The 15849-nt window shown below is 43.8% G+C and carries 15 protein-coding genes and 1 pseudogene; 10 read left to right on the plus strand and 6 right to left on the minus strand.

What is annotated here, in order from left to right:
• Nucleotides 1-681: 681 nt before the first annotated feature.
• A pseudogene (locus BCU12_RS07240) lies at nt 682-1122 on the minus strand (IS5 family transposase); the annotation flags it as partial.
• Between the two features lie 293 nt (nt 1123-1415).
• On the opposite strand from BCU12_RS07240, the gene BCU12_RS07250 reads away from it, so the two are divergent.
• Nucleotides 1416-2591, plus strand: a complete 1176-nt coding sequence (locus tag BCU12_RS07250; protein ID WP_102403676.1) for an aminotransferase class I/II-fold pyridoxal phosphate-dependent enzyme — start codon at nt 1416-1418, stop codon at nt 2589-2591.
• A 51-nt stretch (nt 2592-2642) separates the two neighbouring features.
• Nucleotides 2643-4124, plus strand: a complete 1482-nt coding sequence (locus BCU12_RS07255; protein ID WP_102403677.1) for a glutathione synthase — start codon at nt 2643-2645, stop codon at nt 4122-4124.
• 75 nt (nt 4125-4199) lie between these two features.
• Here the strand turns inward: BCU12_RS07255 and BCU12_RS07260 are convergent, their stop codons facing one another.
• The 3 genes from BCU12_RS07260 to BCU12_RS07270 all read right to left on the minus strand — a co-directional run bounded on the left by BCU12_RS07260 (nt 4200) and on the right by BCU12_RS07270 (nt 6303).
• Nucleotides 4200-4697 (minus strand): VOC family protein, encoded by a 498-nt coding sequence (locus BCU12_RS07260; RefSeq protein ID WP_102403678.1) that lies wholly within the window; start codon nt 4695-4697, stop codon nt 4200-4202.
• Between the two features lie 86 nt (nt 4698-4783).
• Nucleotides 4784-5596, minus strand: coding sequence for a helix-turn-helix domain-containing protein (locus BCU12_RS07265; RefSeq protein ID WP_102403679.1), 813 nt, complete (start codon nt 5594-5596; stop codon nt 4784-4786).
• A 497-nt stretch (nt 5597-6093) separates the two neighbouring features.
• A complete protein-coding gene (locus BCU12_RS07270; RefSeq protein WP_102403680.1) occupies nt 6094-6303 on the minus strand; it encodes a hypothetical protein in 210 nt (69 codons plus the stop codon).
• A 414-nt stretch (nt 6304-6717) separates the two neighbouring features.
• Between BCU12_RS07270 and BCU12_RS07275 the strand changes: the two genes are divergently transcribed.
• From BCU12_RS07275 to BCU12_RS07300, 6 genes are all read left to right on the plus strand, one after another.
• Nucleotides 6718-7338, plus strand: a complete 621-nt coding sequence (locus BCU12_RS07275) for an SGNH/GDSL hydrolase family protein (protein WP_102403681.1) — start codon at nt 6718-6720, stop codon at nt 7336-7338.
• A 455-nt stretch (nt 7339-7793) separates the two neighbouring features.
• Nucleotides 7794-8195 carry an ACT domain-containing protein gene (locus tag BCU12_RS07280; RefSeq protein ID WP_102403682.1) on the plus strand — a complete coding sequence of 134 codons (402 nt, stop codon included), beginning with the start codon at nt 7794-7796 and terminating at the stop codon, nt 8193-8195.
• A 345-nt stretch (nt 8196-8540) separates the two neighbouring features.
• Entirely contained in the window at nt 8541-9035 is a 495-nt protein-coding gene (locus BCU12_RS07285; protein ID WP_102403683.1) for a YcxB family protein, read from the plus strand.
• Nucleotides 9036-9443: 408 nt separating this feature from the next.
• Nucleotides 9444-10382: a DUF2860 family protein gene (locus BCU12_RS07290; RefSeq protein WP_102403684.1), complete on the plus strand. Its 939-nt coding sequence runs from the start codon at nt 9444-9446 to the stop codon at nt 10380-10382.
• Nucleotides 10383-10550: 168 nt separating this feature from the next.
• Nucleotides 10551-11459, plus strand: coding sequence for a hypothetical protein (locus BCU12_RS07295; RefSeq protein ID WP_157939861.1), 909 nt, complete (start codon nt 10551-10553; stop codon nt 11457-11459).
• A complete protein-coding gene (locus BCU12_RS07300) occupies nt 11456-12460 on the plus strand; it encodes an alpha/beta hydrolase (RefSeq protein ID WP_102403686.1) in 1005 nt (334 codons plus the stop codon). The genes BCU12_RS07295 and BCU12_RS07300 overlap by 4 nt, the downstream gene beginning before the upstream one ends.
• Before the next feature lie 36 nt (nt 12461-12496).
• On the opposite strand, the gene BCU12_RS07305 is transcribed toward BCU12_RS07300, so the two are convergent.
• The gene (locus tag BCU12_RS07305; RefSeq protein WP_241909771.1) at nt 12497-13390 is read right to left on the minus strand and encodes a LysR family transcriptional regulator; all 894 of its coding nucleotides are present in this window, start codon (nt 13388-13390) and stop codon (nt 12497-12499) included.
• 178 nt (nt 13391-13568) lie between these two features.
• Here BCU12_RS07305 and BCU12_RS07310 point away from each other — a divergent pair, with 178 nt between their 5' ends.
• Together BCU12_RS07310 and BCU12_RS07315 are read left to right on the plus strand one after the other, a co-directional pair.
• A complete protein-coding gene (locus BCU12_RS07310; RefSeq protein ID WP_102403687.1) occupies nt 13569-14540 on the plus strand; it encodes an aldo/keto reductase in 972 nt (323 codons plus the stop codon).
• A gap of 14 nt (nt 14541-14554) precedes the next feature.
• Complete coding sequence (locus BCU12_RS07315; RefSeq protein ID WP_102403688.1) at nt 14555-14953, plus strand: heme-binding protein; 399 nt, start codon at nt 14555-14557, stop codon at nt 14951-14953.
• Between the two features lie 134 nt (nt 14954-15087).
• On the opposite strand, the gene BCU12_RS07320 is transcribed toward BCU12_RS07315, so the two are convergent.
• Entirely contained in the window at nt 15088-15678 is a 591-nt protein-coding gene (locus BCU12_RS07320) for a TetR/AcrR family transcriptional regulator (protein WP_102403689.1), read from the minus strand.
• Nucleotides 15679-15849 lie beyond the last annotated feature (171 nt).

Raw genomic sequence — 15849 nt, forward strand, 5'->3', positions numbered from 1 at the left:
TAAATTATCAATAATTTATTTTTTATTAAACACAAAAAATTGATATCACCTGATGACATCAATTATTCCGCAATCAAATACATCACAAATGGCGACAGATCGATACTCAACCATCGCCAAGATATTACTTGCCTGGCCTTTGTATCCCAGAAGCCTGCAGCCCAGCACTAAAATTAGGTTATAAGGCATTGAGGGATAAACACTGAAGCCACCCTCAGAACAGCAGCGAACTCTTGTTACTTCATTCTTAGCGTATGAGATACTTAATTTGACACTGTCTGGTAAACGAAGGATTTATAATATTCGGGCTAACAGTGATAGTGCTTTTCATCGAACCCTTGAAAGGAGTATAAATGATGTGTAATTTAGTTATCTTCTTCCTTCACTAGCTTTAATAAAAAAGTAAAGACACAGAAAATAAATATGACTTCGAGGTAGTATCGTGGAACAATAAATTTGGCCGAAAGGTTATAGACATTGGCATATCTTAAATGATCCATGAAATGCTAATTTAGGAAAGTGTGTAATTCAGAAATATCCAAAGACGTGCTAAACCATTCATTATGGCTAATTCATTAGGCTAAGGACGTTAATTTGTTTTACCTCGACATATCAGGTTGGATAAACGGCGTTGTTGATCAAATCAGCTTGAAGATCAACGACACCATACTTCGCTAGCCGTTAGCTTCTAACGGGCATACCTAGTCCTATGACTTTGTTAATCGCTTTGACATTCGCCATGATTTCGCCCACTTGAGCGTTGTAACATCTCAAGCTCAATTTACCGCTTGTTCGTCCTTTATATCGGGACATTGCGGTCTTAGATATTGAACGAGAGTGATAACCAGACTCAGTTTTCCACTCCGCTATCGTTCTATTTTTCAGAGCTGTTACCGCCTCATTTCTGGGATGCCCGTCTTCCCAAAGACCTGCGGTCTTTCGAGGCGGTATCAACGGAGTACAGTCTTTATTTTTCAGAGTCTCGTGGCAATTTTTTGTGTCATATGCTCCATCGGCGGATACGGCAGCGACCTTTCTGCGTAGTGGGTTGAGTAACGTCGGTAACACTTCACTATCGCCAACATTGACAAGACTGACTTCCGCACTAATAGCTTCATGAGTATCTGTTTTTCAACTCTGTGCCTGATCCTGTCAGAGAATGCTTTGTACCTCGTGTTTGGTTTCGTTTTTTTGCAGGGTGCAGCCAATCTTCCCTCTTTCTTTTTCCCTCTTCCCTCTTCCCTCTTCCCTCTTCCCTCTTCCCTCTTCCCTCTTCCCTCTTCCCTCTTCCCTCTTCCCTCTAGGGATCTTCTAACCAAAAATATCTATTTCAAATTTATTTCGCTATTTTTTCGTCTTCTCATCTCTTGGTACGTCATAGTTGTGTAACCAACGAATACTATCGGAGAAATTGAATGTTCAACGTTGAACCAACGCGCAAAGATATCGCAAACAACTTCATCAAAAGTGACAGCCAGATGCTCAATCAAATGTGGGGAAGTGATGATGTTGTACCCTATTGGGTCGCCGATATGGATTTCCCTATCGCACCAGCTATAACGCAAGAATTGCAGCGCTTAGTAACGCGCGAAACCTTCTCTTATGAGTTCGATTCTGAGTCAGTGTTCAATGCCATTTCTCAGTGGAATCACACCCGTCACGGCTTAGACCTGAACCCAAAAAATTTCGTACAAGTACCAGGTGTATTGAGTGCCATCGCATTATTGATCCGCGAGTTCTCTGATAAAGGTGAGGGGGTCCTTATTCAGACGCCTGTCTATCATCAATTTCGCCGTTTGATTGAGTCCTCGGGCCGAGTGGCGGTTGATAACACACTCAAGCTTGTCGACGGTCGCTACGAAGTTGATTTTGAAGACTTTGAAGAGAAACTAAAGAATTCAAACGTTAAAATGGTACTGCTATGTAATCCACATAACCCGGTTGGAAGAGTTTGGAAAAGAGAGGAACTGGAAAAGCTGGTTGCGATTGCAAAGAAATACCAAACCATGATCATCAGCGATGAGATCCATGCCGATATCATTTTTGAAGGTTCAGAATTTACCAGCATTGTGTCGCTAAACTACGACAATAGTCTTTCTATTATTGGCTCCCCTGCGAAGAATTTCGGGCTCAGCAGTATCTCTAATGGCTACATTTATTCTGACAATTCAGGACTGCACGCGAAAGTAAAAGCGATGTCAGCATCAATGTCTTTGGATCACGGCAATGCGTTTACTACCTACGCGACCATAGCGGCTTATCGCCATGGTGAAGCGTGGTTTAACGAATTTTTAGACTACACGCAAACCAGCATGAACTGGATTGTCGATTTCCTAGAAACGAATATTCCTGAAATAACGGTGTTTAAACCGGAAGGAACCAACCAGATTTGGTTAGACTTTTCAGGGCTTGGCTTAACGCCTGAACAACTTCAAGAGTTACTGGTAACACGATCCAAATTGGCGCTGACACCGGGCACCTGGTTTGGAGAGGTGGATAAGAACTTCTACAGAATGAACTTCGCCTCTCCGCTCCCTCAGATTGAAACCTCATTGAAGCGGCTGTTAAGTGAAATCAAAAAACTCAAATGATCAACGTTACAACCGTGGTATGGCTGAGCAGACGAGAAAAAGTGGAATAATATGAATACAGAAAAAACCCAACTCGTCTCTCAGCACATCATTGAAGACACCTGTGAATGGCAGATCATGCATGGCGTTGCTTTTCGCCAACCAGACAACACGGCAAGGCACGTACCGTTTAGCATGGCGCCAATGACAATGGAACGCTCAGCGTATGAACATCTGCGCAAGGTAACGCCTTTGATCGCTAAACTGGTCAGTAATGTGTCTGAGGATCACAGCTTCCTGCAAACATCTTTGAGCGCGATGGCGAGAGCCGATCCGTTTTTTGGCCGTTTGATGGAACTTCATCATCAAGCGCATGGTGACGCTAGCCACCCCAAACAGCCCGATCGTCAGCCTTTACTCCTAATGAGAACGGATTTTATGGATGATCGCCAACATGGTGCCAAGGTGATTGAATTTAACGGAATCGCTGCTGGCATGGGGCCATTTGGGCAACGCGCAACGGAATTGCATCAATTTGTGCGCAATCAGTGGGGGAATGTCTATCAACACTACCTAGAAGATGATTCGGCAATACCCGCTGAAAATTGCGGTATGGAGCAGCTCGCGTTAGGCATAACCACAGCTGCAAGAAGTGTGAAATCCCACTTTTCTGCTATCAACAAAAAGGAAGATCAAGAAAAACCCACCTTCTTAATGGTTGTCCAGAAAAATGAGGATAACGTGTACGATCAGCACCTACTAGAGGTCGCATTGCAAAATCAAGGCGTGTGCACGGTGAGGCGCACGTTTGACCAGCTAAGCAGTCAATTATCTAGCGGAGAAAATCAACGCCTTATCCTTGAGGGCATTGGTGCCATTGACGCTGTTTATTTAAGAGCAGGATACCAATATTCAGACTATTGGGCGCCAGAGCTGAATGAAAACATTTGCTGCCACACATTAAGCCAAACTCGCCTGTTTATTGAAAAGCATTATGTCGCAATGAACGCCACCATCAGTCAACAATTAGCGACCAGTAAGTCCATGCAAATGTTGCTAACCCAAATGCCAGCAGAGCAATACTGTCATTGGGGGCTAACACTGGATGAAGCCAATCTTGTCAAAAGTGTACTGGCGGATATGAAGCCAATAACCGCAGAGAGTATTGACTGGTTTAACACCCGTGCAGACAAAAAAGAGTGGGTACTTAAAAATCAGGGCGAAGGCGGTGGCCATTGCGTATTTGGTGAAGCCATTAGTGCCACGTTGGCCGAATTAAAAACCGATGACTACGACGCGTGGGCGTTAATGCAGCGGCTCTACCCACACGAGCGTGACACAGCCACCATCGCCGTTCGAGATGGAAAACAAACCGTAGTCGACGACCTTGTCAGTGAGGTGGGATTGTTTACTGTGCATTATCAGGGAAAACCTGTGACCGACAATCATGGCTATGCTGGTTATCTTATTCGCAGTAAACCTGCGAGCGAAAATGAAGGGGGCATTCACAGTGGGCAAGGCATCTTGGATTCACTTGTTCTGCTCAATCGCTAAAGAATAAACCCAGCCATGTAAGAGACGATCAACCTCTTCAAAGAACGCAAAAATGTTCTTTGAAGAGGTTCAAGATCAATTCGGCGAATGCAACCCCATTCTGTTCCCTTCAGAATCAAGGAAAATAGCAAAAAATCCACTATCGTCAGCGTGTGCGGTTTTAGGGATCACTATTTCACCGCGATGTTTCACCACTTCATCCAGAACGTTCTGCAGGTTATCTCCCCCATTCAGGTATATCGTTACGCCATTTGACGAGGGTTGGAAGCCTTCTTCTTTCAAAACAACACCTATAACTTGCTGATTCTCGTAGGGGAATATGCCCATTTCCATGCCTGGCATTTCCATCTTTTCTATATTGATGCCCAAAATGGCCTGGTAGAAGTCGATTGCTCTAGAAATATCTAATGCTGGAATTTCAAAAATAGAAATATAGCTGTTCATACGTTCTCCACTTTGATTCATAACTGACTCGTCCTTTTGTTTTTCTGATTCAACCCGGTCTGCGCTGTAACAAGCAGTGTAGCCAAAAACGAATATGGCAACGGTAAAACCCAATATTGCTTTTCTCATGTAACCTCGAACCCACAGACTGAAATGCTATGGAAAGGTTACGTCGCCAATGGAAAAAGGAATTGTAAAAATGCGACAGATCAAAATCACTTGTAGAAAATAGACGAAAGCGCCATGTTTTCATTCCCAAGAAATTCTTTTGGGCTGACTCCGGTAAACTCTTTGAAGTCTTTGATAAAGTGCGACTGATCGTAGTAATCATTCTGATAAGCAACGTCAGTAAGGCTTTCGTCTTCGTTCAGCATCACTTTTAAGGCACTTTGAAGCCGAATCAATTTACCCAACTGTTTAGGGCTAACCCCAATCTGTTTTACGAACTTCCTTTCAAGTTGCCTTCTTTTGGATAAGTCGTCGTTGAGGATCTTGCTAATCGATGTACTTCCCTTTGTTTCGAAGAGTGTCTCGATTGTGGATTTGACGACACTATCTAACGTTGCTTTTTCATTGAGCTTGCTAAGCAGAAATGACTCGATTATCTCTATTCTCTGCTGCGCATCTGCCGCGTGAATGATGTCCTGCTCAAGCTTTCTAACCTCTTTTTCCTCAAACAACTCAACTAAGGGGGTCTCAGTATTGGCTAGAGCCTTGATGGGAGCATGAACGAAATGCGCAAAGCCATAAGGATAGAAGCGGATGGCGAACGTGTTCACGCTCCCTGTCGGCTCAATATAAAAAGGGTCGGTAGTATGGCCCAACACCATAGCTCTAGGCTGGATTATAAAGCGGTCTTCGGAGGTGTATCTTTTTATATCGTCTCCAAGAATAAAGGCCATTTCGATGGTGCCGTCTGGAATGATTCGCTGCCTTTGAGTCTCCTCAGTTTTCGGCACTTCCAAAGTCCAGTAACAACTGATTATCGATCCTAGATCTGGGTGTGGCTCAAAGGTCTGATAATTCATAAGTGTGTTACTTCCCTATATTATTCCGCCGCTAAAGGGGCTTCCATCAATCTTCAAATCATATTTCAAAAGCAACTGAACCGTCTATTACACGTGCCACAAACTCTAATTGTGTTCAGGAAACATTGTCAATATTCATACCTGAGACAGGGCTCAAGATATGTATTTGATGGCGAATGGGCAGCTATACCCTTTCCTGCCTATTTCATGACAGACAAAGAAAACAAAGCTTTATGACGTGGAAAAGGGAATTCTGTCACCCCCATGTTGGCCCACCGTAGGGTTGCGATGCGAAGAATATTCCGAAAAGCCAGAGTGAGCGATGGGTCGTCACTTGGAATTGTCCAAAGACATGTTAAACCATTCATTATGGCTAACTCATACTGAGAGAGTGTCTTTGCTAAACTGGTCATTCATAATTTTACTGAGGGATGGCTAACGCGATCTGTCTTGTAGTAATAGCAACCTGAATTGTCCTGAGATTTGGCCCAGAATCATCACAACTCATGAAGCTTATCAAATTTTCTCTGCTCCATGATTTCCTCAATTTTTTGTCTAGTTTGGGTTATTTTATGGTTAATTCTCTTGGTGTTTTCGCGCAGTTTTTTAGCTTCCGCCGCCAATTCTTGTTTAACTTCTTTTTTAGTTTTCTTTGGAGCCTCCGAGATAAGATACGTATATAGTTCCGGCTTTGTTGGTTTCAACATTGTAACCTCTTCGTCAATTATCAAGTTCTCTATAAATATACATATGTACTGAGGGGGTTGTCGGAGAACATCAAAGCGAGAACGTTTTATGGCTTATTTTTGTACAGAGTTGAAGCAATATCATGTTTTATAGACAGGCAAGTTTTCATTAGCCACCCTAGTACTCAATCGTCACGTTAAACTCAAAATTCAGGCGCTTCGGCATTTATTGGGCAATATTCACCGCTCGCATGAAGACATTACACACTGCACTACCTTGTATGTTTGCGTATTAAGTATCTCTGTAAAGACTAAACGCAAACCATAGCTTTGATCTGAACTTGATTCTTCGTAATTACGCTTGACATTGAAATGACACCCATCTCCATTTGTCATACAATAATTCATATTGTCGAACTAACGAATATTGGTCACATGAAAACTATCCTATGCTTTGGAGATTCAAACACTTGGGGCTGTTCGCCTGATTTACCTCGTAGATACAACACCGAAGAACGATGGACAATGCTTCTACAAGAACAATTACCGACGGATTATAGGGTCATTGAAGAAGGGCTAAATAGTCGAACAACTGTATTGGAAGACCCGTATGAACCAGGTAAAAATGGGTTGAACTATCTTTTGCCTTGCTTAGAAAGCCATCATCCAGACCTCGTTGTCATCATGTTGGGCACCAATGACCTAAAATCTCGTTTTAATGTCACTGCAAGTGATATTTCAAAAGGAGCCGCTAGGCTTGTGCAATTAATACAGAACTTTCGACACAGTTTCATGCCAAATCCACCACAAGTTTTGCTCGTATCTCCAACACATGTCTTAGAGGTTGACCCTTTAAAAGAAGGATTTACAAACGCAGAAGAGAAGTCAAAACAGTTAGGTCACTACTATAAACGTCGAGCAGAGGAGTTAGGGTGTCACTTCATCGATGCAGCCTCCTTTATTCAACCGTGTCAAAGAGAAGGTATTCATTGGCAACCAGATCAACATAGTAAATTTGCAAAGGCTTTAGCGCAGAAAGTCCCAACGATATTATAGACCGATATAAACTCTATTCCCGGCTATGATATGTGCTCTACTCTTTGCGTAGCTGGGTCATGATGCCTCTCAATGGAACGCTCCCAGGCTAATTTCATGATACTAATACCAACCATTGAAAGTTAATAACGCTCTTTTGCCCCTTTGCAATTTAATGCAATGATTCGGTGGCTGAGTGTGTCATTTGAATCACTGTGTTTTTCTTCATAACTGACGTTTAGGGGCGGAGCAAGAATACGCCCATAGCTTTCAAAAGTGGCACATCCGAATACAACTTAATTGATGCAGAATCGTTTTTCGACCTCTGGTACTTTTTGCTCTACGCGCCCAACAATTCAGAATTAGTTAAACTTATAATCGATTAATCTAATTAATTTTACTTATTCCACCTTCGCTTCTATCGTTGACGACATCACTCAAATGGAAGAACGCTGACATTACCACAGGAATAAAATATGACTGCAATTACTGACTTAGAGATTCTTTTGAAATCCATGTCGCCAGAACTTGTTGAAGGGAACTACGTTTTTTGCACTGTTGACGGTGCATTATCCGATTATTTAGCATTGGAGCCAATTGCGACTTTTCAAGAAAAAGAGGGACTGACTTTGGTTCTGGAAGAAGAAAAAGCCGCAGCAGCTAAACTCGATTTTGATGCTATCTTCAGCCTAATAACTTTATCGGTACATTCTAGCCTTGAAGCGATAGGATTAACGGCTGCCTTTGCAACGAAACTGGGTTCGTACGGTATCAGTGCCAACGTGGTTGCGGGCTATTATCACGATCATATTTTTGTCCAGAAAGAGAAAGCTGACGCTGCGATGAGTGCCCTTAAAGAGTTTTCTGAATCTGAATAGTATTTTGTCAACGGCCTAAAACTTTGGGCAAAAGCAAATTGTCCACTGTCTATAACGGTGGTCTTTTCCGTTTTAGGGTACGAGACGTTATCTGAAAGGGATGATCTGGTGGATCCACTCTAACGAGCTTCTTTCCATTTGCGAGCTAGCGAGTATGCTAGCCCATCATTTAGTACCAGCTTAGATGGCACACTGACTATGGCGTAAATAGACCCTGTCGGTATCATCGATTTACAAAAGAGGTTCAAAATAGCTCAAGAAAAGCACCGAGAAGCGATACAATGCTCAAGTTGCGAAATCGCAGCATGGAACACTCATTCACAGAAAACCTGAAAGCAGCCCCATATGTCTAAAGATTTCGAATTCACCACAGAGTACACCCTCGACAAGACCTTTTTTGCAGAGTGCTATGATCAAACTAGCCTTCCAACTAAGTTTCCCCAAGCCTATTTTAAGGGAGTACTTTTTCTTATTTTTGGTTTGGCGCTATTAGAATTTCAGCTACTGCCTAGCAGCTCTGTGGGTTGGTTCTTTGTTGGTTTGAGTGTTGTAGAGGCGCTCAGTATTTACTTCAAAAGAACCTGGTGGTTATGGCGACAGAAGTTCAACTCAGGCTCAGGTAGCAAAGTGCTGTTTCAACTTGGCCTGAGTGGTGTCAGTTATAAAAACGGAAAAAATACACGCAGCATCGCCTGGAGTGACATCGACCAACTTGAGCAAACCGATCTAGGGTTCATTTTTCACATCGGCAAACAGCGCCAATACGTGAGTAAATCCTGCTTAGATGATGAAGCAAAAGCGTTCATTATCGCTCAGCACGCGGCATCGAAAACACTCTAACGTCAATGTACGTAATATTTGGGAGACAGAAAAAGTCATTCAAGTCTTTTTCTCTTTTGATGAGAGTGTGTAAATTCTAGTTCAAGTGTCGTGGCTAAATAAAATTGGCCATGACATTGGCCACGACCTTATATCTGATTAAAACCAGATTGGACGCTTTACAGCCTGTGACATTTCCTCCCTGTACTCTGCATACACACGGCTCTTAACAAGCTCCCCCACCCAGCACAAGCATTCACAAAACACATTTCTACCAAATAAAAGATAAATACCACCAATAGCAATCTGGGACACTTTTTATCATTTCCTTCATGCCAGAATCGATTTTCAGAGCAAATAGGACGGGGTTTCCTATCGTATTTCCTCTCTCGTAACAGCTCATCATTCTACCGATAGAAGGGAAATACAGTGGTAAGGAAAATATCTATTTTGGTGTCGACATTACTGGCATCATCAGTCAGCTTGGCAAATGAGAATCCACAAGGTTTCTCTGGGGATCTGGGTTTGTTTGCGCTCTATAGCGAGGGGAAAAGTAACCTTTCAACCGACAGTGACGCGCTGATCACCTCATTAGACAATAACGGCGATTCCATCTCAACGGGCGCTGTATTCCCACTAGGAAACATACGTTACCAATCCGACCGACATCTGTTTTTCGCAGGCCAAAGTGAAGATACCTTTGTTAAAGGCATTTTGGCTCTTGAGCTGGGTTATGGGTATCAACTCAGCCCGGGTTCACTGCTAAGCCTTGCTGTATCGCCAACCATCATAAAAGGAAAAGTTTGGCAAAACCCTTATCTCACCGGAACAAAACGAGTGGAAACCGATATTGAAGGCAACGCATATCGCCTAAAATTCGAAAATGAATTTCTCACCACCAACCTCGCCTATTATGATCGAGACATTGAATCGGAAGGCTCTCAACACGCTACACTGAATCGTGACGGCAAAGGGTACTTCGCGGAAATAGCCCTCGTTTTGCCTTTCTCCAGTCACCTGTTTATCGAGCCAAGCCTTTATTATCAAAAGGATGACGCAACGGGAGCGGCTATGGCGTTCGACAAGCTGGGCGCGGGGGTTTCAGCCACGCTTCTACAGAACGAATACACCTTCATCTTTAACGGAAGATACGCGAAATCAGATTTCAACGCCGTGAATCCGGTTTTTAACTCCACAAGAAAAGATGACCACCTTAGTCTCACTGCGTCGTTAATCGAGGAAGGCATATTTAATGTTCCACCGCTTAGCTTGATTGCTCAAGTCTCCTACAGCGAGACAGATTCAAACATCGCATTTTACAGCGAAGAAGATGTCTCATTTCTGCTAGGTAGCTTGTACGAGTTCTAAACCTGCTTGAACTCAAGTCGATGGTGTCACGTGCCTCCATCGACGAGTCTATTTAAAAGTGGAATCTTAGACATGGAATGGAAGAACCTTGAGCTTCATTGCAAGAAGATGGAAGAAGCAACGATGATAATGCGACCTACGATGGTACGACCTATAATGATGCGATCTATGACAAATCTCGCCTATCTCTGTAGTGCTGCCTTTCTATTCGTCTATGCGCCGATCTGCATGGCGCTTATCAATAGTCAGAATATCGACAAGCCGAATATAGAAACGCGTTTAGAGATGGCTTATCAAGTCAACATCGACGACAAGGCCGTTGGGACAATGACAAGCATCACTAAACAGAATGATGACGGCGCGTTGTCGATTCAACAGACAACCGATATTACCATCACTGGCTTTTTAGAAGACACGGCCATTCAAAGTACTTTAGTCGAGCATCATCTCAATCACGGTACTCTTGAACGCTCTGACAACCAATTAGTTCACAATGGCAAGACATTCTGGACACAGGTCGCGTTATCCAACAACGAGTACCTCGCCGTTCACTCTGAAGTCACGACGTCTGAACAGAAAGAAGAAGCCGAAGCCGTTGAACTGGTTGCAGGAACGGTGGCTCATTTTATTCCTGGTGCTGGTTACGCGATTTCGCTAGGATCGCTGCTTCTCTCTGATGGCAGCAACACGCCTAAGAACGCGAAATTTACTCAAGATCATTTTGATACGAGCTTTGCTGCCCTACCCCAATACTGGCAACGTTCCAATCATTCACTACCCTCAACCGTTACGATCTTTGATACAGAAAGCTTAACTCTCTTTACCGCGAAGACGAAACTCCTTGGCGAAACTGAGTTTGATGTAAAAACCTCAGCACAGTCGACGTTACCGGAAAAATCCACGTCTGCTTTATCAACAAAAATAAAAGCGCAACATTACACTTTAGAACCCGACGAGGCCGAACCGATTGAAATTTGGCTTTCAGAATCCGAATCCAACGTTGCCTTTTTCGTCCAAGTCTTTGGGCACGAGAATGGCGACAGCTACCACATTCAGCTAGAGGAAATGAAAGAATGACATCCTATCGTATTAAGCGTCTTGTTTTGGCCGCGATGTTTATCTGTTTTAGTGGGTTTACATTCGCCAACTCAATCGAAGAACGACCTCAATTTCAGCATCAACAGGATTTACTCACTGGTTACTACAAGACACCAGAAAATGCAGATGCGATCAAAGGCGTGGTTCTGTTTGTCGCAGGGGATGGCGAAACGCCCTATGACGCCCATGGCTACTACGCGGTCATTTGGCAGGTCATACTGGATGAAGGCTACGCTGTTTTTAGCTGGGACAAACCCGGCATTGGTGACTCCACCGGAAACTGGCTTAACCAATCGATGCAAGACCGCCAAAGTGAAGTCAGCGCCGCCATCAATTACGTAAAAAACACCTATGGTTACACAGATGAAAAGATCGGCCTGATGGGATTCAGTCAGGCAGGCTGGGTCGCGCCAGCAGTGATGAAAAACAACCCAAACATTGGTTTCATGGTTGGTGTTGGTTATGCGATTAACTGGATGGATCAAGGCTGGTACATGACAAAATCGCGTCTACTCGAAGAGGCGAAAACGCCAGCCGAAATAGAGATGGCGAGGAAAGAACATTATCAAGAATTAGAATTTTGGGCGACGAACCCTAGCTACCGCGACTACCTTAATAAATACAACATTGACTCAAACAACCTGTCAGAAGATCGCTTCAACTTCATCAAAAAAAACGTGCATTCAGACGCCACGGACGACTACATTGGTATTCATCAGCCCCTTCTTATTTTGATGGGAGATAAAGATGCAAACGTGAGTACCACCCGCACTCACAGAGTATTAACGACTATCTTTGGGCAAGCCAATAACGTCACACTAAAGGTGGTGCCGAATGCGACTCATGGGTTACTCAAATACCCGGAGTTTGATGAGAGAAATCCGGGGCTTGGCTTCCTATTGAAACTCTATTTCTATGGTGAACGCGCGTATTCTCCTGAATTTTTGGATGCGCTATCAAGCTGGTTAGAAGCACGCTAGAACTTCGCATCGAGACGGCTTTTTACTACTCTACATTCATGACGCACTGATGATTTCGTTGTGGTCTAAGTAGTTTTGCAAGAACATTGAGAATGTCTTCAGCTTCTCTGGAACGTAGGTAAGCTGAGGATATAAAAGGTACACATCATTCCCTTGTTCGCTGGCATGATTGGGTAATACTTCGGTTAGCTGCCCGTTTTGGATCTCTTTATGTACATAATAATTAGGCACTCGAATAATGCCTTTATGGTTGAGCGCAAGTTGCTTTAACAAATGGTTGTCATTGAGTGATAACCAACCTTCAACGCCATAGTCCTCATTTCGCATCGGCCAGTTTTGCTGATGCTGAGTCGCTAAGCACTGATGCGCATTAAGATCTTGCACTGCAGTAGGTGTTCCGACTTGGCTTAAATAGTCAGGAGAAGCCACCAAAATGTGATGATAGGACAGCAACCGCTTAGCCACCATGTTTTCTGGAGGATCAATGGTGGCACGAATCGCCAAATCGATTTCATTTTTCATCAGGTCATGCGTGGTGAAACTTGAATCAATATCAAATCGTATTTCCGGGTGTTCAACTTGGAAGGCAGCGCAAATATCCACCAATAAAACCTCGGTAAACATCTTTGGAGCGGTGATTCGTAGTAGCCCACTGATCCGCTCATTCTCTTCTTGAACGTGGCCGTCAAACGCTTGAATCTGAGCTCGAAGAGCAAGGCCATGCTTATAGGCTCTCTGCCCTTCCAAGGTCAACCGCATGTGCCGAGTAGAACGCACCAAGAGTTTGGTTTTCAAATCTTCTTCTAAGGCTTTCACTTGCTTTGAGAGATACCCTTTTGAGATCCCCAATGCGTCTTTTGCCTCGGTGAAGCTGCCCTTGTCGACAACTTCAAGAAACATCATCAATCGTTCTACGTTCTTAAATTCCATGGGTTTCGCTCTTTAGGTCATGAGTTCTCAAGTGCTATTGCTTCTAGGCGCTATGAGGGTTTCAGGCAATGGTTTACAAGTTTAAGTTTCCAAATATGAAACATTGAATTTATTCACAAGCCCTATTTAGACTTATAAGGAAACAATACTATACAGGTATTCAAATAGGGAGAACAAAATGAAACAGTACCCAATTAACAAGCACCTACCCAATGCCAGTAACATCGCCTATGGTTGCATGGGACTTGGTGGAGGATGGGATGACCAACCATTCACGGGGCAAAATACCACTCAGGCGCAACAAGTCATCGAGACCGCATTGGAAGCCAATATTAACCTCTTTGACCACGCCGACATTTATACCCGTGGCAAAGCAGAATCAGTGTTCGGTGAGGTACTAAAACAATCGCCTTCTTTGAGAGATCACCTCTACCTACAATCAAAATGCGCGATTCGTTTTGAAGATGAGCAAGCCCCTGGTCGCTATGATTTTTCAGCGGATTGGGTTACGCATTCTGTGAACAACAGCCTCAAACGTCTTCATACCGAAACCCTTGATATTCTTCTACTTCACAGGCCAGATCCTTTAATGGAAGTGGATGATCTCGCCCAAGCACTCAGCAAGCTGCATGAAGCGGGTAAGTTTCAGCATCTTGGTGTGTCAAACATGAGTCATCATCAAATTCAGTTTCTGCAAGCGCACTTGGACATGCCCATCATTGCCAATCAAGTTGAGATGTCACTGTCGAAATTGGACGCGTTTAATGAAGGCGTCATGGTGGGCAGTGAAGGCGACCATCAGAATACCTATACCCCAGGAACGCTTGAACATTGCCGATTGAACAACATTCAAATTCAGGCTTGGGGCTGCCTCGCACAAGGTGCATTCTCTGAGAAAGGGCTCAGCTCTGAGCATCAGCACATTCGTGAAACCGCAGAGTATGTCGCCACGCTGTCTAACGCGTATCAAGTACCAACTGAAGCCATTGTGCTGGCTTTCTTGCTTCGCCACCCAGCCAATATTCAACCTGTTATTGGCACGACGAACCTAGAACGAATTAAGGCGAGCGCACTCGCAACCAGTATCACCCTTACTCGTGAAGAGTGGTACACCTTGTTTGTAAAAGCGCGCAACAGCCGTTTGCCATAGAGAGAAGAATAACCATGCTAGATTTGAACATGACCAAAGCCCTTCTCGACGCGGCCATTGCAAAAGCCACAAGCGAGAATCAAAACATCGCAGTCTGTGTGGTTGATTCACACGGTGAGTTATTGGGCTACTTACGTATGGAAGACGCCAGTTTTCAGGCCGGTGTTCTGGCTCAAAACAAAGCCTATACTTCCGCACGCGATCGACAACCCAGCGGTAACCTCGGCGCATGGGCGAAAGAGACAGGGAAAACACTCTCTTATTGGACCGATGAACGAATCACAGGGTTTAAAGGCGGGCTTCCCATCACCATGAACCGTCAGGTTGTGGGTGGCATTGGCATCAGCGGAATGAGCGAAGACGATGACGAACGCTTCGCCAATGCGGTGATTAACTCTTGTGTCGCCGAGTAAACCTTTTTTTAAACAGTCAGGAGTATCGAGAACGGATTAGTCAGCCAACACTAAACCGTTCTCGCCGTAAACGGCTTGCGTCTCAATGCCTCGACTTTTATGGTTTATTCCTCAAGGGCACGCCCTAAACTGCGTTACTTTTTGCCAAGAATGCCGTAGAAAAAAAGGTGCCCTAGACTTGCAATGTATTCTGCCCCATGCTCTAAAAATCCGCTCTGCTTATAAATACTCATGTTGGCGTTCATAAAATCGATGATGGCGGTAGGTTGCAAAAATTCAGCAACTTCACCAGCATCTTGACCTTGTTTGACTAACTCCAACATGAATGGAATTTGTCGTTCTTGATGAAACCGTTCGTAAATTCGGGTGATAGTAGGATCTTGCAAATCAAAATACTTCAGAGCATTGTCATCGACACTTTTGTCACTGCTGCCACCTAATGCAAACAGTGCGTTAAGTTTGTCGGGGAAGGCGCACTCCAATAGCAGTATGCTTTCAGCTTCACCCATCGATTGATGCAAGTGTTGCTCAACAATTAACTCAATCAATGCGTCTTTAGATCCAAAATAATTGTAAATACTCACCTGTGAAACGTGCGCTTCCTTCGCGATTTCAGTTATGGTTGTCTTCGCTGGGCCTTGGCTAAAAAAGAGCGCACGAGCGGCCTGTAGTATCTGCTGTTTTTTTTGTTCGGCTCTTTTCTGAAACCCATCTTTTTGCGTCATATCCCCTCCAAACTTATGAACTCCATTTTAAGTTTATTTCATATCCTTGACTAGAAAAATAGTTAACGTTAAATTATGAACCAATAGCCCACTAGATTTCATAACTAAATTTGGTACACATTTTAAGCCGTGCCCCCATGCTCTGAACTTCTAGATTCGTAGGCAATGGTC

This window comes from Vibrio sp. 10N.261.55.A7, from assembly GCF_002877365.1.
Classification (GTDB): Bacteria; Pseudomonadota; Gammaproteobacteria; order Enterobacterales; family Vibrionaceae; genus Vibrio.